The following is a 21,763-nucleotide window of genomic DNA, read 5'->3' on the forward strand; positions in this document are numbered from 1 at the left end:
GCATCGAGACATGACGATGCAGCATGCGCCAGCTCCGCCGGCCCCGCGGGCGTTTGGCGCGCCGACCGGGCTGGGTCCGGACGGGCTGCTGCTCGGGCTTGCGCCGGCGCTCACCGCGCAGGGCATCGACCGTTCGCCGAGTTTCTTCTCGGGGTTCGCGACCGAGCCGCTCGTGCTCGCCCGCGGACTCCTCGTGCTCGCCGACATCACGGCGACCCGTTACTTCCAGTACGTGCCAACGACGATGCGCGACCCGGTACTCACGGCGAATGGTGACCGGCTGCGGGCGGAGTGCTTCTCAGCCTGCAACAGCGTGTACGCGCGGCTCGATCTGCTCGGCGATGGCTTCGACGGCGGCGACATCGCGCACGGCACGACGAACGTCGATCTCGGCCAGCAGTCGCGCGCGGTGCTGTCCGGGGTGCGGCGTGCTGAACTGCTGCATCTTGATGTTGGGTCCGGCGGCGCGGTGCTCGCCACGCCGAGCGCCCAGGCAGCAGAGCGCCCCGTGAACATGCCAGATCGGTGGGTGCGGGCGTTCGGAAACGTCGCCGAACTCCACGCGCGCATGGCACCACTCGTGACGCTGACCGCGCAGGAGGCGCGCGCCTTCGTCTCGGCCGTTCCGCCGGCGACGGCGAGCGGCCGAACGGCCTGGCTCGCGCCGACGGCAGCGGGAACGCGGATCGCGTCGCGGCCGACGACCGGGGCGATCGCCGTGCCCGGGCTGCACCGCCTGAGCGCTGCGAAGCGGCTCCTCCCGCACCTGCGCGGCGCGACCGTCTACGGTGCGCCGCACGCGGAGACCGGCGCGGTCGCCGTCGTCCTTGAACTCCCGCACGCGCGCCTCACCCTCGGCCTGACCGCGGAGGCGTGGCGCGGTCATTCGGGGGAGGGAGCGCTCCTCGCGGCGCTTGCAGGCGACGACGTCGTCGCCGACGCGGAAGTCGTCTCGGCGCTGCTCGCCTTCGAACCCGTGCTCGACGCCGACAGTCTGGCACACGCGGCAGGGATCACGCGGGCCCGCGCGGACGGGGCGATCGCGGTGCTCGCCGCCTCCGGCAGGGTCGGGTGGGATCTCGCGGACGACGCGCACTTCCATCGGGAGCTGCCGGACGATCCGGCGCGGATCGAGCGCGACGGTCCGCGCCTCGCCGCGGCCCGAGCGCTCGTGGCCGCGGGTCGGGTGGCGCCGGGCGCGGGTGCGGCGGGCTCGGGGGAGCCTCGAAGCTGGGTCGTGCGGGGCGGCGAACCCGGCGACCACGCCAGCGACAGTCTGGTGCGTGTCGGCGACGACGGGCAGCTCGTGTGCGGCTGCGCGTGGGGTCTTCGTCACGGCGCAGGGCGCGGCCCCTGCAAGCACGCGCTTGCCGTCGAGATCGTGCGAGCCCGCGCGTCCCAGCACACCGGTCAGCGCACCCCAACACTGAAGGAGCAGGCGTGAGCGCCTCAGCAGCACTGAACGAATCACTCGCGGTGTACCGCGCGCTCGGCTGGACCGACGCAACCCCAGACCTGCCGCCGGAGGCGATCCTCGCCCTACCGCTCGGCACCCCGGAGCAACAGCGGACCGCGCGCGCCGGGCTGCAGTCGGGCGAGTGGGGATCCTTTGAAGCTCTCGACGCGGCGAGCTACGGCTGGCGCAGTTGGCTCGGCGAGGGCGTCCACGCAGGACTGCTCGCCCTGTTCGCCATCCGCGTTGGCGTCTCCGCCAAGCGAGCCGTCGCGGTCGCGCCAGCGAGCGGTGCCATCGGCGACGAGCTGCTCACAGCGGTCATCGCAGACCGGGATGCGGAGTACGCCCAGAGTTTCGTCACGCACGCATCGGCGCGCGGCGGACGGATGTGGATCGACGCGACCTCGCGCTTCGCTGGCTCCACGGTGCGACTGGTCCACGAGTTTTCGCTCCCGGTTCCCGAGCGCCTGGACTACCTCCGCGACTGGGCCGTCTACGCTCTCGGCGCGCCCGCGAACGAGGGATGGTTGCAGCCCCGCGACCGTGGCGAGATTCCCGCAGCGGTGCTCGGCCCCCGCTTCCGCGAACACGCGGCGGCCGCGGTCGCCCTCGGACTGAGTGTGACCGGGCCGTTCGGTGTGCTGCTCACGGCGGCGCTCGACCGCGGCTGGCTCGATGCGGATACCGCGCTCGACCTCGGGTTCGCCGGACTCGACGCCGCGCAGCGGCCCGGCGACCGGAAGGTGTGGGCCGCGTTCCTCACCGAGCATCTCGGGCTCACTGGTGAAGCGCGCCGCGCAGACCTCCTCGGCCGCGCCGACGCGCTGGTGTCGGCCATCGCGACGGGGGACGCGCCCCTCGCCGAGGCGTTCGGGCCCGCGCTCATCGCCCACGGCGGCGACGACACGCTGCTCGAGGTGCTGATGCTCGGGCTCGGTGTGAAGCCGAAGAAGGCGCGCCGCGCGTTGCTCGTCGCGGCCGCCGGCCGCCCCGCTCCCAGCGCCGCCGTCAGCGCCGAGGTTGCCGCGCTCGTGGAGCCGCTCAGGATCGGGAACGACGTGCCGCTCGCCCGCGCGGCAACGCGGCTGCTGGACGCCTGGGGCGTTGCGCCCGACACAGCCGCGATGGTGGGCGCGGGCGCTGAGCCCGCAGGAGCGGCGCCGGGCACCGTCCGCGGCCGCTGGGAGCCGACTCCGCCGCTCTGGGAGGTGCCGCGGTTCTCGCTCGGGCTGGACGACGGAGGCCGCGGGGTGCGCGAGTCGCAGAGCCGCGGGTCACGCACGTCGCAGGGCCGCGGGGTGGGCGAGTCGCGGGGCGCCGCCGCGCTCGCTGCCGTGGACACCGCCGCCCTCGCTGCCGAGGAACTTACCGCGCTCGCCGCGACCCACACTGACGCGCTCGTGGGAGCCGTGACAGCGGCGGCCGCCGAGCTGTCCGTGCGCCCCGAGGGCGGCGCGGTGGACCCGGTCGCCGAACGCTTCCTCGCGCTCGCGAACGAGCTGGCCCGGCGTGATCCTGATCTCGCCCGCGCGACCCTCCGCGGCGTGCGCCAGCACTGGGTGCCGGGGCTGCGCAGTATTGCGCAGTGGGTCGCGGGCGAAAGCCTCCCCGCGCTTGACCGGCCGGCCCGCGAAGCGTTCCCCGGCGCGACGCCGACGGTCTTCGGCCCCGCTCCCGCCCGCGACGCGGCGGTGACGCAGCGCCTCGGCGAGGTCCCCGTGCTGCTCTCGACTCCGACCTGGGATGACATGCGCCTCTCCGCAGACGCGTTCACCGCCAGGCTGCGGTCCTACGCCGCGCAAGAGGTGGCGGCGAGTGAGGCCGACCTCTTCCTCGCCCTGCTCCGGGTTGACGCCGCCGCGGTCACGCCCGAACAGCGCGACGCGCTCCGCCAGATCGACGTCGCCATCGTCGGCCAAGACGGCGCGGAGCTGCCGGTGCGGGCCGGGTCCGTCGCCGCCGAGTACCTCGCGCAGCCGCTCACCGAGCCCCAGGTCGAACTCGATACGCAGCGGCACTGGTGGGGGACAGCGCACTTCGAACAGCCGCCGGCGCTCGCTGCGTTCCCCGTCAGGCTGAAGGCCGACACCTACGGAAGCGACATCGGGGTCGGCGTGCTGCCCGTCGGTGGGGACTGGACCGCGCTGGCGGCCGGGGACCTGGACAACGCCGAGGTCGGCCTCGTGCTGCGCCAGCTCGTGCGGCGGCGCGAGCCGCTCACCCCTGGCCAGGCCATCAACCTTGTCGGAGCGCAGCGCGGCCCCCACGAGCGCGCCGTCGTCGACGCGACACTCGCGCTCAGGGAGGGCTGGGATCGCGGGCTCCTCGTTCCCGGCGTCGCCGACGTGCGGAAGCTCGGCTGGAGCGAGACGCCGACGAAACTCGCCGCCTTCGCGTCCGCGTGCCTCGACCTTGCCGATGAGGGGATGCTCGCCGTCGCCTGGCCGCTCCTCGACGATCTCGTCGCGCTCTCGGTCGCTGCGCCCAGGCGTCTTGCTGGCACCGCCGAACTCGTCGACGCGATCGGAGAGCTGTTGCCCGCGGTGATCGCCGCGGTTGACACTGGCGTCGCGCCGGCCGGTGCGCTCCAGGTTTCCGGCGTTCGCGCGCTCGCCGCAGCGGGCGGGTCGTCGCGCGCCGTCCAGCTCGCGCGCGCCGTTGTCGCGGGGCTCCCGGACGCAGCGCCGGAGCGCGCGCCGGAGACGGCCGAACAGTCGGGACCTGCCGAGCCGACGGGATCTGCCGAGCCGACGGGACATGCCGAGCCGACGGGACATGCCGAGCCGACGGAGCCTGCCGAGCCGACGGGATCTGTCGAGCCGACGGGCGGGCCGGCAACAGCCGAAGCCGTGATGACCGATGCCGAGTTCGCCGCGTTTTGGCAGTCCGACGTCGTCGCTCCGCCGGCGATCGATGACGGCGCGACGATCCGCGCGCGCTGGCAGGACCCCGCGGCCTCGACGCGGCTGCTCGAGATCGAGCTTGAGTTCCCGCCCGAGCGCCTCGCCGATCCCGCCGACGGACCCCGCTGCTTCCGCACCCGCACGTCATGGTTTTACGACCTCGAGCGCGAGGGCCAGTGCGGGATGACCGAGATCCTCTCCGACGCCGACGAGGTGCGGCACGCTTCGCGGTCGTGGCTGCGGTGGGATCCCGCAGCGCACGCGATCAGGATCGCCGAGCACCGCAACTGGCGCGACGGCAACGCTGGCCCGCTCGCGAGCGGGGAACCGGTCCCGCCGCTCACGGTCGGCATGGTCGCCGTGCTGCTGAGCGGCATGAACCATGACAACGGCAGTGGCTATCACGTGCTCGCGGCGGTGCGGGACGGGCGTGTCGGGGCTGACTCCGTCAGGCTCGCGGTCGCGCGGCTGTTGGAGAGCCCAGATTTCACTCCGGTGAAGCTGGCAGGCATGATCGAGGCCGAGCCGGACTCGCTTGGCGTGCTGTGGCCAGCGCTCACCGAGTCGGTTCGCGTGGCCGCCGCACAGCCGAGCCCGCCCCGATGGCTGAACCGGGTGCTCGACGCCGCGCTGCTGCGCTCCGCGGCGTGTGTCGAGGCCTCGAGGCGGGGGCTGATCCCCGCCGACGCTGCCGGCTGGCCCGGACTCGCCGAGCTCGCGGGCCGCACGGGCACGCAGGCCGCGCTGCGGAAGGCGCGGGCGCTGCGGGACGCGCTCGGGTGACACAACGCGCCGGGCGCCCGACTCGGCCAGCGGGGTGAGAGAATAGCCTGATGCGTATCGTGTTTGCCGGAACCCCAGAGTTCGCCGTCCCCAGTCTGCGAGCCTTGGTCGACGCCGGCCACGATGTCGTCGGCGTCGTCACACGCGAGGACGCGCCGCTCGGGCGCAAGCGCGTGCTCACGCCCTCGCCCGTCGCCCAGGCGGCTTCGGAGCTCGGGATCGACACGCTGAAGGCGAACCGGCTCGGCGACGAGGCGACCGCCTGGGTCCAGGACCGCGCACCCGAGCTCGGCGTCATCGTCGCGTACGGCGGGCTCATCCGTGAGCCGCTGCTGTCGAGTCCCGCACACGGCTGGATCAACCTGCATTTCTCGGACCTGCCGCGGTGGCGCGGAGCCGCCCCCGTGCAACGGGCCCTCATGGCGGGGGAGCAGGAGCTCGGGGTGACTGTGTTTCGGCTGGTCGCCGCGCTCGACGCGGGGGACGTGCTCACGCGCGGCTCGACGACGTTCGCGCCCGGCACCTCAGCCGGCGAGGCGCTCACCGCGCTGTCCGCGTCCGGGACGGATGCACTGCTGCGCGCCGTCGCACTGCTCGCGGAGGACCCCGAGGCGGGGGAAGCGCAGGTCGGTGAAGACACGTACGCGCACAAGCTCTCGCGCGAAGACGGACTCATCGCATTTGGCTCGGGGGCGTCTGCGGAGGCCGTCCTCGCGCACTGGGCTGGCGTGACGCCGGAGCCCGGAGCGTACGCGCTCATCGGCGGCGACCCGATCAAGCTGACGGAGCTGCGTCCGCTCGATGCGGGGCTCGCGGCGGCGGTGCCCGCGGATCTCGCGCCTGGCGAGGCGCGCCTCGTCGCGAAGCGGGCCGTCGTCGGGTGCGGGACCGTGAACGCTGCAGGAAGCGCCGCCGGGCTCGAGCTCGCGCGTGTGCAGCCGGCAGGGAAGCCGGCCATGGACGGAGCCGCGTGGTTGCGCGGCCGCGACGGAAAGGCGGACCTCGCGTGAGCGAGCACCAGTCACACAGCGGGCGCGGCGACGCCGCTCGGGGAAACGGCCGCGACGGCGGTCGCAGTGGTGGCAATCGCGGCGGGCGGCCGAACGCGGGCCGAGCCAGCGGACGCGGGGGAGCCCCGCGCGGCGGAGCAGGCGGCCGCGGCGGCCAGCGTCAGGGCCGCCCCCGGATCTCGGGCGCCAGGATCGTCGCCTACGACGTGCTGCGTGACGTCGTCGAGCGCGACGCGTACGCGAACCTTGCGCTGGCCTCCCGGATCCGGGACGCCAGGCTCGACGGCCGCGACGCTGCGCTTGCCACCGAGCTCGCCGCGGGGACCCTCCGCTCGCTGGGCCGACTCGACCGCATCATCGAACTGGCCGCGGACCGGTCGGCCGCGGACATCGACGCGCGCACCCTGAACGTGCTCCGGATCGGCGCGCACCAGTTGCTCGCCATGCGCACGGCGGCGCACGCTGCGGTCCATGAGAGCGTCGAGCTGCAGCGACTCGTCGGGAATGAGCGCGCCGCTGGATTCGTGAACGGTGTGCTCAGGGAGATCGGGCGGTCCACCAACGAGGAGTGGGACGCGCGCATCGCCGAGACCGCGAGGAACGCCGACGACGCCCTCGCCGTACGCACGTCGCACCCGGCATGGGTGGTGCGTGCGCTGCGGGACGCGCTCCGCGCCGAGGGCAGCGAGGCAGAGCTCGACGCGCTCCTCGACGCAGACAACGCCTCGCCACGCGTGAACCTGGCCCTGCTCGAAGGCTCCGGCATCACCGCCGAGGAACTCGCGCTTGTCGAACCCGACACGCTCGACGCCGTCGGCCCGTCGCCGATCGGTCTTGAGCTCACCGGCGGCGATCCTGGTCGCGCGATCGCGGGGGCGGAGGAGCGCGCGGCGATCCCGGCGGGCCTCCTGCGGGTGCAGGATCAGGGCTCCCAGCTCGCCGCCCTCGCGCTCGTGCGGGCCACCCCGGTCGCCGAGGGCGAGCGCTGGCTCGACCTGTGCGCGGGCCCCGGCGGGAAGACCGCGATCCTCGGCGCGGAAGCGGTGGTCGAAGGCGCGACCGTTCGCGCGAACGAGGTATCCGATCACCGCGCGGAGCTCGTGCGGAATTCGGTCGACGGCGTGCTGGCGCTCGCCCCGGATACGGTGACGGTCGTGAGCCACGATGGGCGCGAGGAGGAGGCGTTCGGGTGCGGGCGCGAGGGGCACGAGCTGTACGACAGGATCCTCGTCGACGCGCCCTGCTCCGGCCTGGGCGCGCTCCGGCGGCGGCCTGAGGCACGCTGGCGGAAGCAGCCGAGCGACCTCCCCGAACTTACGGCGCTGCAGACTGAACTCATCGACGCGGCCGTTGCGCACCTGAAGCCGGGCGGCGTGCTCGCCTACGTGACGTGCTCACCGCACCTCGCGGAGACGCGGGTCGGCGTCGAACGGGCGCTCAAGCGGCATCCCGAGCTGCGTGAACTCGACGCGAAGGCAGCGGTGCGCGCTGCGGCGCGGGAGGACGCGCAGCCGGAGCTTCCGGGCGACCAGCTCAGCGCGCAGCTGTGGCCGCACCGGCACGACACCGACGCGATGTTCGTTTCGCTGCTCACCCGCGAGGCGCGGTAGCGGGCGGCGCTCGCTTGCGCGGGGGTCCCGGGGCTCCCGGTGCTCCCGGGGCTCCTGGCGCTCCCGCCTGACTGCGGGATGAATTTCTTTCGTTTCCGCGATGTGGCGCCTACTCTTACCTTATGAATAAGTCGGGCGCGACGGAGCCCCGCCCCCGTGACACGGCGCGGGCGGCCTCCGAAGCGCCCACAGACGCCCCCGACGGCGCACCGGGCGGAGCCCCGGTGGAGACGCCCGCGACCGGCGGCCGGACCTTCGCCCACGTGCTCGTCAACACGGCGGTCGCGAACCTGACGACGAACTTTCTCTGGTTCGCCATCGTGTTCTGGGTGTACCTGGAGACCCGAAGCATCCTCGCCACCGGGGTCCTCGGGGCCGTCTACATGTTTTTGCTTGCCGGCTGCTCCACGTGGTTCGGGTCGCTCGTCGACCGGATGCGCAAGCACCGCGTCATGCTGCTGAGCGCCTGGGCGACGCTCATCGCGTTCACCGTCGGCTGCGCACTTTTCTTCGCGGTGCCAGGGGAGCTGCTGCTCCGCCTGGACGCCCCCTGGTTCTGGCTGTTCACGCTCGTCGTGCTCGCCGGCTGCGTCGTCGAGCTCATGCGCAACCTCGCCCTGGCGACGACCGTGACGCTGCTCGTGCCCGTCGAGCGTCACGCGAACGCGAACGGGCTCGTCGGCACCGTGCAGGGGCTCGCCTTCATCGCGACCAGCGTGCTCAGCGGTCTCTCCATTGGACTGCTCGGCATGGGGACGACGATCCTGCTCGCCACGCTGTTCGTCGCGGTCCCGCTCGTGCACCTGCACCTGCTGCGCATCCCCGAGCCCGTCGTCGCCCGCGATCCTGACCGCGCAGCCGTCGATTTCCGCGGCGGGATGGCCGCAATGCTCGCCGTGCCGGGGCTCTTCGCGCTCGTGCTGTTTAGCACGTTCAACAACCTTGGCAGCGGGGCGTTTATGGCGCTCCTCGACCCGTACGGGCTCACGATGTTCCCGGTGGAGGTCTGGGGACTCGTCTTCGGGCTCGCCTCGACCGGATTCATCGTCGGCGGTCTCGCCGTCGCGAAGTGGGGCCTCGGGCCGAACCCGATCCGCACCATGCTGGTGCTCGTCGGCATCCTCGGGGTCGTGGGGATCGCGTTCACGATCCGCGAGTGGCCCTGGCTGTTCATCGCGGGGATCTGGGTGTTCATGGCGCTCATGCCCGCGGTCGAGGCCGCCGAACAAACGGTGATCCAGCGCGTCGTGCCGTTCGAGAAGCAGGGGCGCGTGTTCGGGCTCGCGATGACCTTCGAGGCGGCGGCGGCGCCGATCACCTCGCTCATCATCGCGCCGATCGCGGAGTTCTGGATCGTGCCGTTCATGCGCACCGACACGGGGCAGCGCGAGTGGGGGTGGCTGCTCGGCGAGGGCGACAGCCGCGGGATCGCGCTCATCTTTGTGTGCACGGGGATCGGGATGATCCTGCTCGCCTGCGCCGCATTCTTCACCCGCTCGTACCGCACGCTCTCTCGCGGGTTCGCCGCCCGGCCGGCGACAGGTCCGGCGCCGCGGCACGGCGCCCCCGAGACCGCCGTAGACTAGTCACGTGACCGCGCAGCGCATTAACCCCAGCATCCTGTCCGCAGACTTCGTCAACCTCCAGGCAGAGCTCGAGGCCATCCGCACCGCGGATCTCGTGCACGTCGACGTGATGGACAATCACTTCGTGCCAAACCTCACGATGGGCCCGCCGATCGTTGAGCGCATTCAGGCGGTGTCGCCGGTGCCGCTCGACATGCATCTCATGATCAGCGACGCCGACCGCTGGGCTCCCGGGTATGCAGAGCTTGGGGCGTTCTCGGTGACGTTCCACGTCGAGGCGTCGACTGACCCGGTCGCGCTCGCCCGCAAGATTCGGGACATCGGCGCGCGCGCCGGCATCGCGCTCAAGCCGGGCACCGACCCGGAGCCGTACCTCGAGCTGTTGCCCGAGTTCGATCAGGTGCTCGTGATGACCGTCGAGCCCGGGTTCGGCGGCCAGTCGTTCATGCCCGACATGATGCCGAAGCTGCGACGCTTCGCCGAGGCGCGCGCGAAGCACGGCCTCGACGTCTGGCTGCAGGTCGACGGTGGCATCACTGTCGATACGATCGGCATCGCGGCCGAGGCGGGCGCAGATACCTTCGTCGCGGGCTCCGCGGTGTACGGTGGCGTGCCCGAGGAGCGGATCGCCGACCTGCGCGCGGCGGCCGCGCAGCACGCGCATTAGCCCGGACGCGCTCTAGCCAGTCAGCCAACGAGCCCGCGCGCACGAGCGAGCGCTAGTCTGCCGCGCCGCCGACGTTCAGTAACACGACGCCGGCGATGGTGAGGGCGACGCCGATGAGCTGCAGCGCCGTCAAACGCTCGTGGTAGGCGACGAACCCGATGCCGACCACGAGCACGGTTCCCGCGGCCGACCAGATGGCGTATGCGGTGCCGACGGGCATGCTCTGCAGCACGCGCGACAGCAGGTAGAACGAGAGCGCGTAGCCCGCGAGTACCGCGACGGTCGGCCAGAGCTTCGTGAAGCCCTCGGAAACCTTCAGCATCGAGGTTGCGAAGACCTCAAGGGCGATGGCGGCGGCGAGAAGTGCCCAGTGCATGAGTGTCCTTCGTGGTCGGAAAGCCGTGGTCGGAAAGCCGTGGTCGGAGTGGCGCGGCGGCGGGGCCGCGGCGGGGGCAGAGCGGTGTGTGCGCGCCCCGCCGCGGCGCGTCGGCTAGGAGTCGAAGCCCATGCCGACGGCATCCATGGTGCTCAGCCAGAGGCCGCGCTTGCCTTCACGCCGGTCTGAGCGAGCCATCTCGGCCGTGGTGATCTTGACGCCGAGCGCGGCGATCGGCTCGGGCGGGAACGGGATCGGCTTCTTCCGGACGAGGTCGAGCTGGGTGCGCTCGGTCGTGAGTCCGTCGAGCAGATCGAGCATGACGTTGGCACCGAACCGCGTCGCGCCGACGCCGAGGCCGGTGAACCCTGTCGCGGAAACCACGCGGTCGCGATGCGCCCGGGTGAAGAACGAGAAGAACCGGCTGCACGAGTCGATCGCGCCACCCCATGCGTGGCTGAATCCGATGTCGCCGAGCACGGGGAACGTCTCGTAGAAGTGCGCGACAAGCCGCCGGTAGGTTGGCTCGCTGTTGTAGTACTCCTCGTTGAGGCCTTTCCCGAAGTGGTATAGCGCGTCATAGCCGCCGAAGAGGATGCGCTCCAGCCCGTCCGCCCCGCGCGTCTTGCGGATGTAGTGGAAGCGGTTGTTCATGTCTGCGAGGCCCTGGTCGTTGGCCCAGCCGAGCGCGGCGGATTGTTCGGGCGTGAGCGGATTGCTCATGAGTGCGTAGTCCCACACCGGAACCGTGAACGGTCGCGCCCGCTTGAGGAGGTTCGGGAACACGTTCGTGGCGAGCGCGACACGCTGCGCGCGGATCGTCGCGCCGCCGTCGGTCGTGAGGGTGACGGCGTCGGCAGCGGCGCTGATGCCTGTTGCGTGCGACTGCTCGTAGATGTCGACGCCGAGCTCGAGGCAGACGCGGCGGAGCTCCCACGCGAGCTTGGCGGGATGGACGAGCACGTTGCCCTCGCGCTCCCAGAGCGCGCCGTGATACACGGGGGAGTTGACCTCGGTCTGCACTGCCGCGGCATCGAAGTAGACGGCGTCGGGGTCGGACGCGGCATCGGCCCTGAGGATCGCGTCCTGGTACGGCTCTGAGGCGACGCGCAGCACGCCCGTCTCGCTCCAGTCGCAGTCCATGTTGTAGCGGCGAACCGTCTCGCCGAACTCGCGGATGTTCTCGAGACCGAGTTCGTGCAGCCGCGCGGTCTCCTTCGGGAGGTGGCGCTCGCCGTTGCTCGCCCCGTGTGTCAGGCTCGCCTCGCAAAATCCGCCGTTGCGGCCCGAGGCGGCCCAGCCGATGCGTTGCCCCTCGATCAGGATCACGCGCCGTGACGCATCGCGTTCCTTCGCGAGGAGCGCGGTCCACAGCCCGGTGTAGCCGCCCCCGACGACTAGGAGGTCGGTCTCGAGCGCCCCCGTCGCGGGTGGCAGCGCGGCGGGGCGCTCGTCCGTGTCAAGCCAGTACGGCTCGCGGCGGGTGTTCGCGAGGGCTGCGTCGATGCGCTCCGCAGAGACAGCAGCCTCGGCGCGCTCGTAGGTCGTCATGCGTGTTCCTTTTCGATCTTGGGATGGAGCCCCGGCCCGCCGGGAGAGCAGCGGGCCGAGGCGGGGAGACCCGGCTGTGACCGGGCCGTCGCTGAGCTGGCGGGCTCAGCGGGTCTGAGGGTCGCGGTTGCCGCGTGTGGCGGGTGTGTGCGTCATGACAACTCCGTTGTTATCGGGGTATACCCCTGCGTCGAGTGGACAAGATGCATCGTGCACTGATTTGCTCAAATAGTCAATTCAGGCGCGCTAGGTTGCTGTCTCAGCAAACTAAACCCGACCTATCTTGCGGAACCGTGAACCTTGTCGTATGGTTGGCATGCAACATTGCAGTTACTGATACACGGAGGTATCGCCATGAGTTCCCTGCCAGTGCCGACTCGGACCCAGTTGTTCATCGCCGGTGAGTTCACCGACGGTGCATCGACCGAGCGCGCCGACATCTTCAGCCCCTCGACGGGCGAGAAGATCGCGTCGATCCCGGTACCGACGACCGCCGACCTCGACCTCGCCGTCGCGAAGGCCCACGAGGCGAAGACCGCGTGGCGCAAGCTCGGTGTGTTCGCGCGCGCCGAGATCTGCCACAAGGTCGGCACCGCGCTCGAGTCCCGCGTCGAGGAGCTCGCCCGCCTGCAGTCCCTCGAGCAGGGCAAGCCCTACGAGGAGTCGCTCTCCGACGTGAAGGAGGCGGCGCAGCTGTTCCACCTCCACGCGGAGGACGCCGTGCGCCTGTACGGTGAGACGCTGCCCTCGAACGACATTCAGAAGCGACAGATCACCCAGCGCGCCCCGATCGGCGTGTTCGGCATCATTACGCCGTGGAACTTCCCGCTGCTCATGTTCGCCGAGTTCGTTGCACCGGGACTCGCGACGGGCAACGCGCACGTCGTGAAGCCGCCGACGAACACGCCCCTTACCGTGCTCGCCGCGATGGACGCCCTGCTCGAGGCGGGCGTGCCCGACGGGCTCGTGTCGGTCCTGCCCGGCGAGGGTGAGTTCGGTGCTGCCCTCGTGTCGCACCCCGGCATCGACGCGGTCGGCTTCATCGGATCCTCCGCGACCGCGACCAAGATCCAGGCGACCGCCGGCCTGAAGCCGCTGCTCATCGAGGCGTCGGGCAACGGCCCCGTCGTCGTGCTCGCGGACGCGAACATCGAGCGCGCGGCGAAGGCCGCCGTCGACGGTGCCTTCTACTGCGCAGGCCAGGTGTGCTGCGCGACCGAGCGCGTGATCGTCCACAAGGACGTCCACGAGGAGTTCGTCGCAGCGGTACTCGAATACTCGAAGACCGTTGTGCTCGGCGACCCGTTCGATCCGAACACGAACCTCGGCCCGCTGAACAACGAGGGCGTCGCAGCGAAGATGGACCGTCACATGGAGGATGCGCGCGAGCGCGGCCTCGATATCCTGCTCGGTGGCGGCCGCCGCGAGGGCCAGCCGACCGACCTGTACTACGAGTTCACCGTCGTTGACAACGTCACCACCGACAGCCTGCTGTCGCGTGAGGAGTCCTTCGGGCCCGTGCTCCCGATCATCGTCGCGGAAGACGACGACGACGCACTGCGTATCGCGAACGACGACCCGCTGGGCCTGCAGGGCGCCGTCTTCACCGAGAACCTCTCGAAGGCATTCCGCTTCATGGAGGAGATGGAGACCGGCCAGGTCGTCGTCAACGACTCCAACGGCTGGTGGGACGTAAACATGCCGTTCGGCGGCGCCGGCGGCAAGGGGACCGGCTGGGGGCGCATCGGCGGCATGTACACGCTGCACGACATGACGTACCTGCGCACCGGTGTGATCCACATCGGCGCGTAACGCGCACCCGCGTGATCGGCCACGGGGCGTGGTTCCCCGTGGCCGATCGGCGCGTTGATAGATTGTGACGAGCGCGACCCCCGACCGTCTTGAAGGAGCCCCCATGAAAACCGACCTCGACGACATCGACCGGCGACTCATCGCGATTCTGCAGTCGGACGGGCGGCGCTCGTTCAAGGAGATTTCCGAGGAGACCGGCATCCCCGCGTCGTCCGTGCGCTATCGCGTGCAGCGGCTCGAGGAGTCGGGGACGCTGCAGATCGTCGGGGTCGCCGACCCGCTCAGGATCGGGTTCGACAGGCTCGCCCTCGTCGGCTTGAAGTGCGAGATGGGCAAGGCGCGGCTCGTCTGTGAGGAGCTCTCGAAGCTCCCGGAGACGAGCTACGTGGTGCTCACGACCGGGCCGTTCGACGTGATGGTCGAGGTCGTGTGCCGCGACGTCGCCCACTACACGGAGTTCCTGCACGACCGGCTGCCCAAGCAAGACGGAATCATCGGCGCCGAGACGTTCTTCGTGCTCGAGGCCTACAAGCTCGCCTACGGGTGGGGCGTCGGCGACACGCCGCCAGTGCCCGCCGCGGAGGCGGAAGACGACCCAAGTGGAGAGCGCGACGAGCTCACCGCTCACTGAACACCTGCTGCGGTATGCGGCACAGTCGAAGGAGACACACACGATGGCACACGACGAGACTGACGCGCCGGAGGCGGGCGACGCGCCCCTGGCCGCTGGTTCCGTGATTGACACGCTCGCGCTTGGGCTGCCTCTCGAGGACCTGCCCGCCGCGGAGGTTCGGGCGGGCGCCCCGCTGGCCGGTGCGACCGACATCGACGCCGGGCCCGGGCTGTCGCTCGGCGTCTGGGAGATGACGGCCGGGACCGCGGTCGACGTTGAGGCCGACGAGTGCTTTATCGTGCTCCGCGGCAGCGCGACGGTGACGATCTTCGGCGACGACGGCGATCCTGATTCGGTGATCGAACTTCGCCCCGGCTCGCTCGGCCGCCTCGCCGCAGGCATGCGCACCGAGTGGGTCATCCGCGAGGATCTCCGAAAGCTCTATATCCTCCCGGTGGAATAACCTCCGTCGGTTGGCTCCCTGCGGATCTGCAGGGAGCCAACCGATACTCTGCTGGAAGGGCGCCAGCTGTGGTGCGCCGCCACGTGGAAAGGACCTGGTTGTGATTCTCGCGTTCTCTGTCGCTCCGAGTGGGGGCGAAACGAGCTCAGACGGTTCAGTTTCGGATGCGGTCGCGCAGGCCGTTGCAATCGTGCGCGAGTCTGGGTTGCCGCACCGAACGAGCAGCATGTTCACCGAGATCGAAGGCGAGTGGGATGAGGTCTTCGACGTCGTGAAGCGCGCGACCGAGGCCGTCATGCCGTTCGGCTCGCGGATATCGCTCGTTATGAAGGCCGACATCAGGCCCGGGTTCACTGGCGAACTCGACGGCAAGCTTGAGCGCCTCGAGCAGGCGATCGAGGGCGGCGTGCCCGACGCCCGGGCCCGCGGCCGCCACAGCTAGCCGTTCTGGGGTGGGGCGCGCAGGGTGCGGCCCTCGGGGCGCCTCTGCTTGTGGTGCTGCGAGCCCCTGCCTGAGCCCGTGCTTGAGCCTGAGCTTGAGCCCGTGCTTGAGCCCTGCTGCCACGCCCACTTCCAATGTGATCTGCAATAGTTAGGCCCCGCCCGAGGCGTGTCGGGCATTCCACCTGCAGATCCACGGACTTATTGCGGCAACGCCTTCCCCTGCAAGCACCTGGGAGAAGCTCCGACTGAGCTGAACTCTGTGTCCACTGACCGAAGAGCGGGGAATCCACCGCCTCCCAGAGATCTCCCTCTGCCGCTGTCTATGTGATCTGCAGTAGATATGCCCAGCCGCTGGCGTGTCGGGCATTCGAACTGCAGATTGCAGTGGGTGCGGGTGCTTGGTGTGGCTGTGACTGGTGCTGGCTGCGGGTGCGGGTGCTGGCTGCGGCTGTGGCTGTGGCTGTGACTGGTGCTGGCTGTGGGTATGGGTGCGGCTGTGGCAGGGCGGACGAGCCCGCAGCAAGGGCACCGTGGCGCGGGCCGCCCGCCAGCCCTGATAGGGTTATCGAGTGAAAACCTTCGACACGCTCTTCGCCGAGCTCGCCGAGAAGGCCGCATCGCGGCCCGAAGGCAGCGACACTGTCGCCCGGCTGGACGCTGGCGTGCATTCGATCGGGAAGAAGATCGTCGAAGAGGCGGCAGAGGTCTGGATGGCGGCCGAGTACGAGTCGCAAGAGGCCTGCGCCGAGGAGATCAGCCAGCTGCTGTACCACCTTCAGGTGCTCATGCTCGCAAAGGGCATGACCCTCGAAGACGTGTACACGCATCTGTAGCGTCGACGCTCGGCTTGAGCCATGCGTCGGCGCGTTTCGCTGACCTTTAAAACTCACTCGGCCGAAACACACTCGTGCGCCGGCCACGATGGAAGGACATTCCACATGCTGCGCATCGCAGTTCCGAACAAGGGCTCGCTGTCAGAGATTGCCGCGGAGATGCTCGCGGAGGCCGGCTACTCCGGCCGCAAGGATTCCCGCAAGCTTGTTCACGCGGACCCGAAGAACGACGTCGAGTTCTTCTACCTCCGACCCCGCGACATCGCTACGTACGTCGGCTCGGGTGCGCTCGATGTCGGCATCACCGGCCGCGACCTGCTGCTCGATTCCGGTTCCGAGGCGCACGAGATCGCGGAGCTCGACTTCGCGGACTCGACGTTCCGGTTCGCCTCGCCCGCCGAGGGCGACATCAAGGAACTCACAGACCTGCAGGGCAAGCGCGTCGCGACGAGCTACCCGCTGCTCGTCGACACGTTCCTGCGCAAGCACGGCGTCGAGTCGACGCTCGTGAAGCTTGACGGCGCCGTCGAGTCGGCGGTGCAGCTCGGCGTTGCCGATGCCGTCGCCGACGTCGTCTCAACGGGCGCGACCCTGCGCGCGGCTGGCCTCGAGATCTTCGGCCCCGTCATTCTGGATTCGACGGCCGTGCTCATTGGGGGCCCGAGCCAGCACCCCGGCATGGAGCGCCTCATGCGTCGGCTGCGCGGCGTGCTCGTCGCCCGGAAGTTCGTCATCATGGACTACGACCTGCCGGTCGCGCACCTCGACGACGCGATCGCCGTCGCAGGCGGCATTGAGTCGCCAACCGTGTCGCCGCTGCGCGACGAGGAATGGGTCGCGGTACGCGTCATGGTTCCGTCCGATGACGCAAACACGATCATGGACAGGCTCTACGATCTCGGCGCCCGTGCGATTCTCGTGACCGCGATCCACGCCGCACGCCTGTAAAGGGAGGGACGCAGATGTCTGTTGCAGTACGCGTGATTCCCTGTCTCGACGTCGCCGGTGGCCGCGTCGTGAAGGGCGTGAACTTTCTGAATCTCCAGGACGCTGGCGACCCCGTCGAACTTGCCGCGAAGTACGCCGAGCAGGGCGCCGACGAGCTCACGTTCCTCGATGTGACCGCGACCGTTGACGGCCGCGCGACAACCTATGACGTGGTGCGTCGCACCGCCGAGCAGGTCTTTATCCCGCTCACCGTCGGCGGCGGCGTGCGCGAGGTCGACGACGTCGCGCGTCTGCTCGAGGTCGGCGCTGACAAGGTCGGCATCAACTCGGGCGCGATCGCCCGCCCGGCGGTGATCGGCGAGATCGCCGACCGCTTCGGCGCGCAGGTGCTCGTGCTGTCGCTCGACGTGCGGCGCAGCGATCGGACGCCGAGCGGTTTCGTCGTGACGACGCACGGCGGCAAGCGCGAGACAGACCTCGACGCCCTTGAATGGTGTGTTGAGGCCGTGGAGCGCGGCGCCGGCGAGCTGCTGGTGAACTCGATGGACGCCGACGGCACCCAGGACGGTTTCGACCTCGAGCTCGTGCGCCGCGTCCGGGAGCTGGCGAGCGTTCCGGTCATCGCGTCTGGCGGTGCGGGGGAGCTCGACCACTTCGCGCCGGCGGTTGACGCCGGTGCCGACGCCGTGCTCGCGGCGTCCGTGTTCCACTACGGCAAGTTCACGATCGGCGATGTGAAGGGCGCGCTCGCGGATGCTGGCCACACGGTGCGGATGAGCGCGGCTGGCGGTGCGGCATGAGCGCGGACGCCGCGCAGAACGCGCACACGGAGACCGCGCAGACCGAGACTTCGGCCGAAGCATCAGCGGCCGTCGAAACCGCGATCGCCGGGCTGTCGTTCGGCGCGAACGACCTCATGCCCGCGATGGTGCAAGACGACGACTCCGGCGACGTGCTCATGCTCGCGTGGATGGACGCCGAAGCGGTCCGCCGCACCCTCACCACGGGCCGCGTCACGTACTGGTCGCGCTCGCGCGGCGAGTACTGGCGCAAGGGCGACACGTCGGGGCACCGGCAGTACGTGCGCTCGGTCGCGGCCGACTGCGACGGCGACACACTGCTCGTGCGCGTCGTGCAGGTCGGAGCGGCCTGCCACACGGGCACCCGCACGTGCTTCGACGGCCGTGAGCTGCCTGCCGTCGTTGGCAGCCCGAACGCCGAGTAGCTCGGCGGCCTGCCGGAGCTCGGCGGCCCGCACAGACGACCTGGATACCCCGAGAGATAAGCTGAGTCCGTGAGCAACACCACCACCCGCGCGGAGTTCGAAGTCGAACGCTCCGAGCACGCCGTCATCCCTGTCCGTCGCGAGATCTTCGCCGACGCTGACACCCCGGTGAGCATCTACCGGAAGGTCGCGGGATCGCGCGTCGGTACGTTCCTGCTCGAGTCCGCGGAGCAGGGCGGCGTGTGGACCCGCTTCAGCTTCGTCGGCGCCGGCAGCTTCGGCGTCTTGGGGGAGCGGGACGGGTTCGCGCAGTGGACGCCGAGCACGCACGTGGTCGGTGCGGCGGGCCCGGCGGGTACCGCCAGCGCGCTCGATGAGGATCGCCTGCTGCCCGGCGGAGTGACGCACCTGCAGCCGGTTGAGGCCCTGCGCGCCGCCTACGAGCGCTGGAAGGCGCCGCAGGTGCCAGGGTTGCCGCCGCTCGCGAGCGGGTTCGTCGGGTATCTCGGCTGGGAGACCGTGCGGCAGTTCGAGCGCCTGGATTCGCCGCCGCCCGTGCCGAGCGGCCTGCCAACGCAGGGGCTGAGTTTTGTGTCGGAGCTCGTCGTGATTGACCACCGCGAGGGATCGGTGATCCTGATCGCGAACGTGCTGAACGACGGCGCGCTGGCATCTGACGGCACCGAGCCAGCGGCCGGCGCGGACGCTGACGCGCAGTGGGCCGACGCGCAGCGGCGCCTCGACGCGCTGCAGGCCGCGCTTGCCGCGCCCGAGTCTTCACCGCTTGGCGTGTTGGACCGCGCCGCGCTGCCGGAGCCGCAGCGGCTCACGACGACGCCCGAGTACATGGCGACGGTCGACGCGGCGAAGCGGTACATCGTCGACGGAGACATCTTCCAGGTGGTGCCCTCGCAGCGCTTCGACCAGGAGTGCACCGCCGACCCGCTCGACGTGTATCGGGTGCTTAGGCACCTGAACCCGAGCCCGTTCCTGTACCTCGTGCAGCTTGAGGACAACGATGGCGTGCCGTTCTCGGTCGTCGGGTCGAGCCCCGAGGCGCTCGTGACCGTCCAGGAGCATGGCCACGTGATGACGCATCCCATCGCGGGATCGCGTCCGCGCGGCGAGAGCGTTGAGCAGGACAACCAGTACGCGAAGGATCTCCTCGCCGACGAGAAGGAGCGCGCGGAGCACCTCATGCTTGTCGACCTCGCGCGCAACGACCTTGCCCGCGTGTGCGAGCCGGGCAGCGTCGAGGTGACCGAGTTCATGCGCATCGAGCGCTTCAGCCACATCATGCACATCGTGTCGTCAGTCGAGGGCCAGGTTCGCCCCGACCAGAACCCTGTCGACGTGTTCCGCGCGACGTTCCCGGCTGGCACCCTCAGCGGCGCCCCGAAGCCGCGTGCGCTCGAGATCATCGACGAGCTCGAGCCAGTGCAGCGTGGCGTCTACGGCGGCGTTGTCGGATACTTCGGGCTCGGGGGTGCGGCTGACCTTGCGATCGCGATCCGGACCGCGACGATCCGCGACGGCGTCGCGATGGTGCAGGCGGGCGCGGGGATCGTCGCCGACTCCGTACCCGAGACCGAGGATGCGGAGTGCCAGAGCAAGGCGGCGGCACCGCTCAGGGCGATCGCGATCGCCAACTCCCTGACGAGAACGGAAGCGCATGTCTGACATCAAGCGAAGCAAGCTCACCGGCAAGGGGAGCCTCATCGGGCTCGTCGTGCTCGCAGGCGCGGCCGCGCTGCTCGCGTCGGTGCAGGCCTGGCTCAGCATCGCACTACTGCCCGGCGTCGCCACGGTCGAGGAGCTCACCGTCACCGGCCAGCAGATCACCCCGGCACTCACGCTCATCGCCCTCGCCGCCCTGGCGGCCGCGCTCGTACTGACGATCGCTGGTAAGGGATTTCGTCGGGTCATTGCGGTGCTGATCGTCGCCCTCGGTGGCGGACTCGCGTACTCCGGCGTACAGGCGATCGTGAATCCGCTCGACGGAGCAAGCGGCGCGCTCGAGGGCGTCAGCGGCATCGCCGGTGACGCGCAGGCCTCGCTGGTGAGCTCGCTCACCGTGTCCGCCTGGCCGGCGGTCACGGTCGCCGTCGGCGTCGTCCTCGCCCTCGCCGGCGTGCTCGTGCTGCTCTTCGGATCGGCGTGGAAGCAGGGCGGCAGGAAGTACGAGTCGAGCACGGAGTCGAAGCGGGCACGTGCGGCTGGCACAGCGACGGGGGACCGGATCTCCGATTGGGAGGCTCTCTCTGACGGCGACGACCCGACGGACGGCGACGACGACTTCGTCGATGGCGATGACGCTATCGACGGCAGCGGCGACCAGGGGCTGGGCTCCGGTCCGCGCCAGTGACACGCGTGCGCCACGCGCGCCGCATTCGCTGAAAGCTGGGAGTTCCCGGTAAGATTGACACGTCCGAATGTGCACACCTGCCAGAGGAGATACATGAGTAACCAGCACGGAGACCCCGGTCACGGCGATTCGCCCGCGGCATGGACAGCAGTGGTGGTGATGCTCATTGGCATTGCGGCCGGAACTGTCTTCTTCTTCCTGCACATGCCCACCCTCGTTTGGGTATGCGTCGGCGTCGTCGCGCTCGGCCTGATCCTCGGATTCGTCCTGGCGAAGGCCGGCTACGGCGTGAACGGCCCCCGGTACACTCCGAAGTCACACGACTAACAGTGCTTGATCAGCTCCTCCAGGGTTCGCTCGAGGACGCGAAATCCCGCAGGCAGATCAGGCCGTATGCCGCTGTAGAGGCGGAGGCGCTCGCGCGCCCCACCGCCCTCGACGCGCTCGCGCATCTCGCCCCGGCTGACCACATTCGGGTCATCGCCGAGGTGAAGCGCGCGAGCCCGTCGCGGGGGGACCTCGCGGAGATCGCCGAGCCGCACGCGCTCGCCAGCCAGTATGAGGCTGGCGGGGCGAGCGTCGTCAGCGTGCTCACCGAGGAACGCAAGTTCAAGGGCTCGCTCGACGACCTTGAGGCCGTCCGCAAGGCCGTCAGCATCCCCGTGCTCCGCAAGGAGTTCATCGGCGAGGAGTACCAGATCCTCGAGGCGCGCGCCGCTGGCGCCGATCTCGTGCTGCTCATCGTCGCGGCGCTGCCGCAGGAGACGCTCGAGCGCCTGTACGCGTTCACGCTCGAGCTCGGCATGACGCCGCTCGTCGAAGCGCACTCGGCTGACGAGGTCGCGCGCTCGGTCGACCTGGGCGCGCAGCTCATCGGCGTGAACGCCCGCGATCTTTCGACGTTCGAACTCGACCGTGACCTGTTCGGCCGCGTCGCAGACCAGATCCCCGCCGGCGTGATCCGCGTCGCCGAATCCGCCGTGCTCGGAGTTGACGACGTCGTGCGGTACCGCGAGGCCGGCGCCGATGCGATCCTTGTCGGGGAAGCGCTCGTGACGAGCGACCCGATCGCGACGCTCGCGTCGTTCTTGAGCGTCTAACACCCTGTTCGGCGCCGA

The 21,763-nt window shown here is 70.3% G+C and carries 20 protein-coding genes; 18 read left to right on the forward strand and 2 right to left on the reverse strand.

All coding sequences use genetic code 11. The features are described from left to right. Window positions 1–10: 10 nt before the first annotated feature. The 6 genes from BJ960_RS06810 to rpe all read left to right on the forward strand — a co-directional run bounded on the left by BJ960_RS06810 (window position 11) and on the right by rpe (window position 10,015). A complete protein-coding gene (locus BJ960_RS06810; RefSeq protein ID WP_237463816.1) occupies window positions 11–1,444 on the forward strand; it encodes an SWIM zinc finger family protein in 1,434 nt (477 codons plus the stop codon). Further along, entirely contained in the window at window positions 1,441–5,142 is a 3,702-nt protein-coding gene (locus BJ960_RS06815; protein WP_185986740.1) for a hypothetical protein, read from the forward strand. Before BJ960_RS06810 ends, BJ960_RS06815 begins: the two co-directional genes overlap by 4 nt. A 50-nt stretch (window positions 5,143–5,192) precedes the next feature. Continuing rightward, a complete protein-coding gene (locus tag BJ960_RS06820) occupies window positions 5,193–6,152 on the forward strand; it encodes a methionyl-tRNA formyltransferase (protein WP_185986741.1) in 960 nt (319 codons plus the stop codon). After that, window positions 6,149–7,762: an RsmB/NOP family class I SAM-dependent RNA methyltransferase gene (locus BJ960_RS06825; protein WP_185986742.1), complete on the forward strand. Its 1,614-nt coding sequence runs from the start codon at window positions 6,149–6,151 to the stop codon at window positions 7,760–7,762. Before BJ960_RS06820 ends, BJ960_RS06825 begins: the two co-directional genes overlap by 4 nt. 122 nt (window positions 7,763–7,884) lie before the next feature. Beyond that, window positions 7,885–9,348, forward strand: a complete 1,464-nt coding sequence (locus tag BJ960_RS06830; protein WP_185986743.1) for an MFS transporter — start codon at window positions 7,885–7,887, stop codon at window positions 9,346–9,348. A gap of 4 nt (window positions 9,349–9,352) precedes the next feature. Further along, the gene (gene rpe / locus BJ960_RS06835) at window positions 9,353–10,015 is read left to right on the forward strand and encodes a ribulose-phosphate 3-epimerase (RefSeq protein WP_121078440.1); all 663 of its coding nucleotides are present in this window, start codon (window positions 9,353–9,355) and stop codon (window positions 10,013–10,015) included. 52 nt (window positions 10,016–10,067) lie between these two features. Here rpe and BJ960_RS06840 read toward each other — a convergent pair whose 3' ends face one another. Both BJ960_RS06840 and BJ960_RS06845 read right to left on the reverse strand, forming a co-directional pair. Then, the gene (locus BJ960_RS06840; protein WP_185986744.1) at window positions 10,068–10,391 is read right to left on the reverse strand and encodes a DMT family transporter; all 324 of its coding nucleotides are present in this window, start codon (window positions 10,389–10,391) and stop codon (window positions 10,068–10,070) included. 114 nt (window positions 10,392–10,505) lie between these two features. Next, a complete protein-coding gene (locus BJ960_RS06845) occupies window positions 10,506–11,942 on the reverse strand; it encodes an NAD(P)/FAD-dependent oxidoreductase (RefSeq protein WP_185986745.1) in 1,437 nt (478 codons plus the stop codon). A gap of 354 nt (window positions 11,943–12,296) precedes the next feature. Between BJ960_RS06845 and BJ960_RS06850 the strand changes: the two genes are divergently transcribed. The 12 genes from BJ960_RS06850 to trpC all read left to right on the forward strand — a co-directional run bounded on the left by BJ960_RS06850 (window position 12,297) and on the right by trpC (window position 21,745). Further along, a complete protein-coding gene (locus BJ960_RS06850) occupies window positions 12,297–13,754 on the forward strand; it encodes an aldehyde dehydrogenase family protein (RefSeq protein WP_121078433.1) in 1,458 nt (485 codons plus the stop codon). A 103-nt stretch (window positions 13,755–13,857) separates the two neighbouring features. Continuing rightward, window positions 13,858–14,385, forward strand: a complete 528-nt coding sequence (locus tag BJ960_RS06855) for an Lrp/AsnC family transcriptional regulator (protein WP_185986746.1) — start codon at window positions 13,858–13,860, stop codon at window positions 14,383–14,385. 43 nt (window positions 14,386–14,428) lie between these two features. Then, the gene (locus tag BJ960_RS06860) at window positions 14,429–14,830 is read left to right on the forward strand and encodes a cupin domain-containing protein (RefSeq protein WP_185986747.1); all 402 of its coding nucleotides are present in this window, start codon (window positions 14,429–14,431) and stop codon (window positions 14,828–14,830) included. 100 nt (window positions 14,831–14,930) lie between these two features. Next, entirely contained in the window at window positions 14,931–15,272 is a 342-nt protein-coding gene (locus tag BJ960_RS06865) for a thiamine-binding protein (RefSeq protein ID WP_121078429.1), read from the forward strand. A gap of 571 nt (window positions 15,273–15,843) precedes the next feature. After that, window positions 15,844–16,107, forward strand: a complete 264-nt coding sequence (locus BJ960_RS06870; RefSeq protein WP_121078427.1) for a phosphoribosyl-ATP diphosphatase — start codon at window positions 15,844–15,846, stop codon at window positions 16,105–16,107. Window positions 16,108–16,212: 105 nt separating this feature from the next. Beyond that, a complete protein-coding gene (gene hisG / locus BJ960_RS06875) occupies window positions 16,213–17,055 on the forward strand; it encodes an ATP phosphoribosyltransferase (RefSeq protein WP_185986748.1) in 843 nt (280 codons plus the stop codon). A 14-nt stretch (window positions 17,056–17,069) separates the two neighbouring features. Further along, window positions 17,070–17,855: an imidazole glycerol phosphate synthase subunit HisF gene (hisF, locus tag BJ960_RS06880; RefSeq protein ID WP_185986749.1), complete on the forward strand. Its 786-nt coding sequence runs from the start codon at window positions 17,070–17,072 to the stop codon at window positions 17,853–17,855. Beyond that, the gene (gene hisI / locus BJ960_RS06885) at window positions 17,852–18,280 is read left to right on the forward strand and encodes a phosphoribosyl-AMP cyclohydrolase (RefSeq protein ID WP_185986750.1); all 429 of its coding nucleotides are present in this window, start codon (window positions 17,852–17,854) and stop codon (window positions 18,278–18,280) included. Before hisF ends, hisI begins: the two co-directional genes overlap by 4 nt. Window positions 18,281–18,349: 69 nt before the next feature. Beyond that, window positions 18,350–19,960 (forward strand): anthranilate synthase component I, encoded by a 1,611-nt coding sequence (locus BJ960_RS06890; RefSeq protein ID WP_185986751.1) that lies wholly within the window; start codon window positions 18,350–18,352, stop codon window positions 19,958–19,960. Next, the gene (locus tag BJ960_RS06895) at window positions 19,953–20,645 is read left to right on the forward strand and encodes a Trp biosynthesis-associated membrane protein (RefSeq protein WP_185986752.1); all 693 of its coding nucleotides are present in this window, start codon (window positions 19,953–19,955) and stop codon (window positions 20,643–20,645) included. Before BJ960_RS06890 ends, BJ960_RS06895 begins: the two co-directional genes overlap by 8 nt. A 93-nt stretch (window positions 20,646–20,738) precedes the next feature. Further along, entirely contained in the window at window positions 20,739–20,972 is a 234-nt protein-coding gene (locus BJ960_RS06900; RefSeq protein ID WP_121078415.1) for a DUF6704 family protein, read from the forward strand. A gap of 2 nt (window positions 20,973–20,974) precedes the next feature. Next, on the forward strand, window positions 20,975–21,745 hold the full coding sequence (gene trpC / locus BJ960_RS06905; protein ID WP_121078413.1) for an indole-3-glycerol phosphate synthase TrpC: 771 nt from the start codon (window positions 20,975–20,977) through the stop codon (window positions 21,743–21,745). Window positions 21,746–21,763: the final 18 nt, after the last annotated feature.

This window comes from Leucobacter aridicollis (genome assembly GCF_013409595.1).
Classification (GTDB): Bacteria; Actinomycetota; Actinomycetes; order Actinomycetales; family Microbacteriaceae; genus Leucobacter; species Leucobacter aridicollis.

Coding starts and splice junctions, on each gene's coding strand:
- BJ960_RS06810 (WP_237463816.1), top strand. CDS start 11: ATGACGATGCAGCATGCGCCAGCTCCGCCGGCCCCGCGGGCGTTTGGC.
- BJ960_RS06820 (WP_185986741.1), top strand. CDS start 5,193: ATGCGTATCGTGTTTGCCGGAACCCCAGAGTTCGCCGTCCCCAGTCTG.
- BJ960_RS06830 (WP_185986743.1), top strand. CDS start 7,885: ATGAATAAGTCGGGCGCGACGGAGCCCCGCCCCCGTGACACGGCGCGG.
- BJ960_RS06840 (WP_185986744.1), bottom strand. CDS start 10,391: ATGCACTGGGCACTTCTCGCCGCCGCCATCGCCCTTGAGGTCTTCGCA.
- BJ960_RS06845 (WP_185986745.1), bottom strand. CDS start 11,942: ATGACGACCTACGAGCGCGCCGAGGCTGCTGTCTCTGCGGAGCGCATC.
- BJ960_RS06850 (WP_121078433.1), top strand. CDS start 12,297: ATGAGTTCCCTGCCAGTGCCGACTCGGACCCAGTTGTTCATCGCCGGT.
- BJ960_RS06855 (WP_185986746.1), top strand. CDS start 13,858: ATGAAAACCGACCTCGACGACATCGACCGGCGACTCATCGCGATTCTG.
- BJ960_RS06860 (WP_185986747.1), top strand. CDS start 14,429: ATGGCACACGACGAGACTGACGCGCCGGAGGCGGGCGACGCGCCCCTG.
- hisG (WP_185986748.1), top strand. CDS start 16,213: ATGCTGCGCATCGCAGTTCCGAACAAGGGCTCGCTGTCAGAGATTGCC.
- hisF (WP_185986749.1), top strand. CDS start 17,070: ATGTCTGTTGCAGTACGCGTGATTCCCTGTCTCGACGTCGCCGGTGGC.
- hisI (WP_185986750.1), top strand. CDS start 17,852: ATGAGCGCGGACGCCGCGCAGAACGCGCACACGGAGACCGCGCAGACC.
- BJ960_RS06895 (WP_185986752.1), top strand. CDS start 19,953: ATGTCTGACATCAAGCGAAGCAAGCTCACCGGCAAGGGGAGCCTCATC.
- BJ960_RS06900 (WP_121078415.1), top strand. CDS start 20,739: ATGAGTAACCAGCACGGAGACCCCGGTCACGGCGATTCGCCCGCGGCA.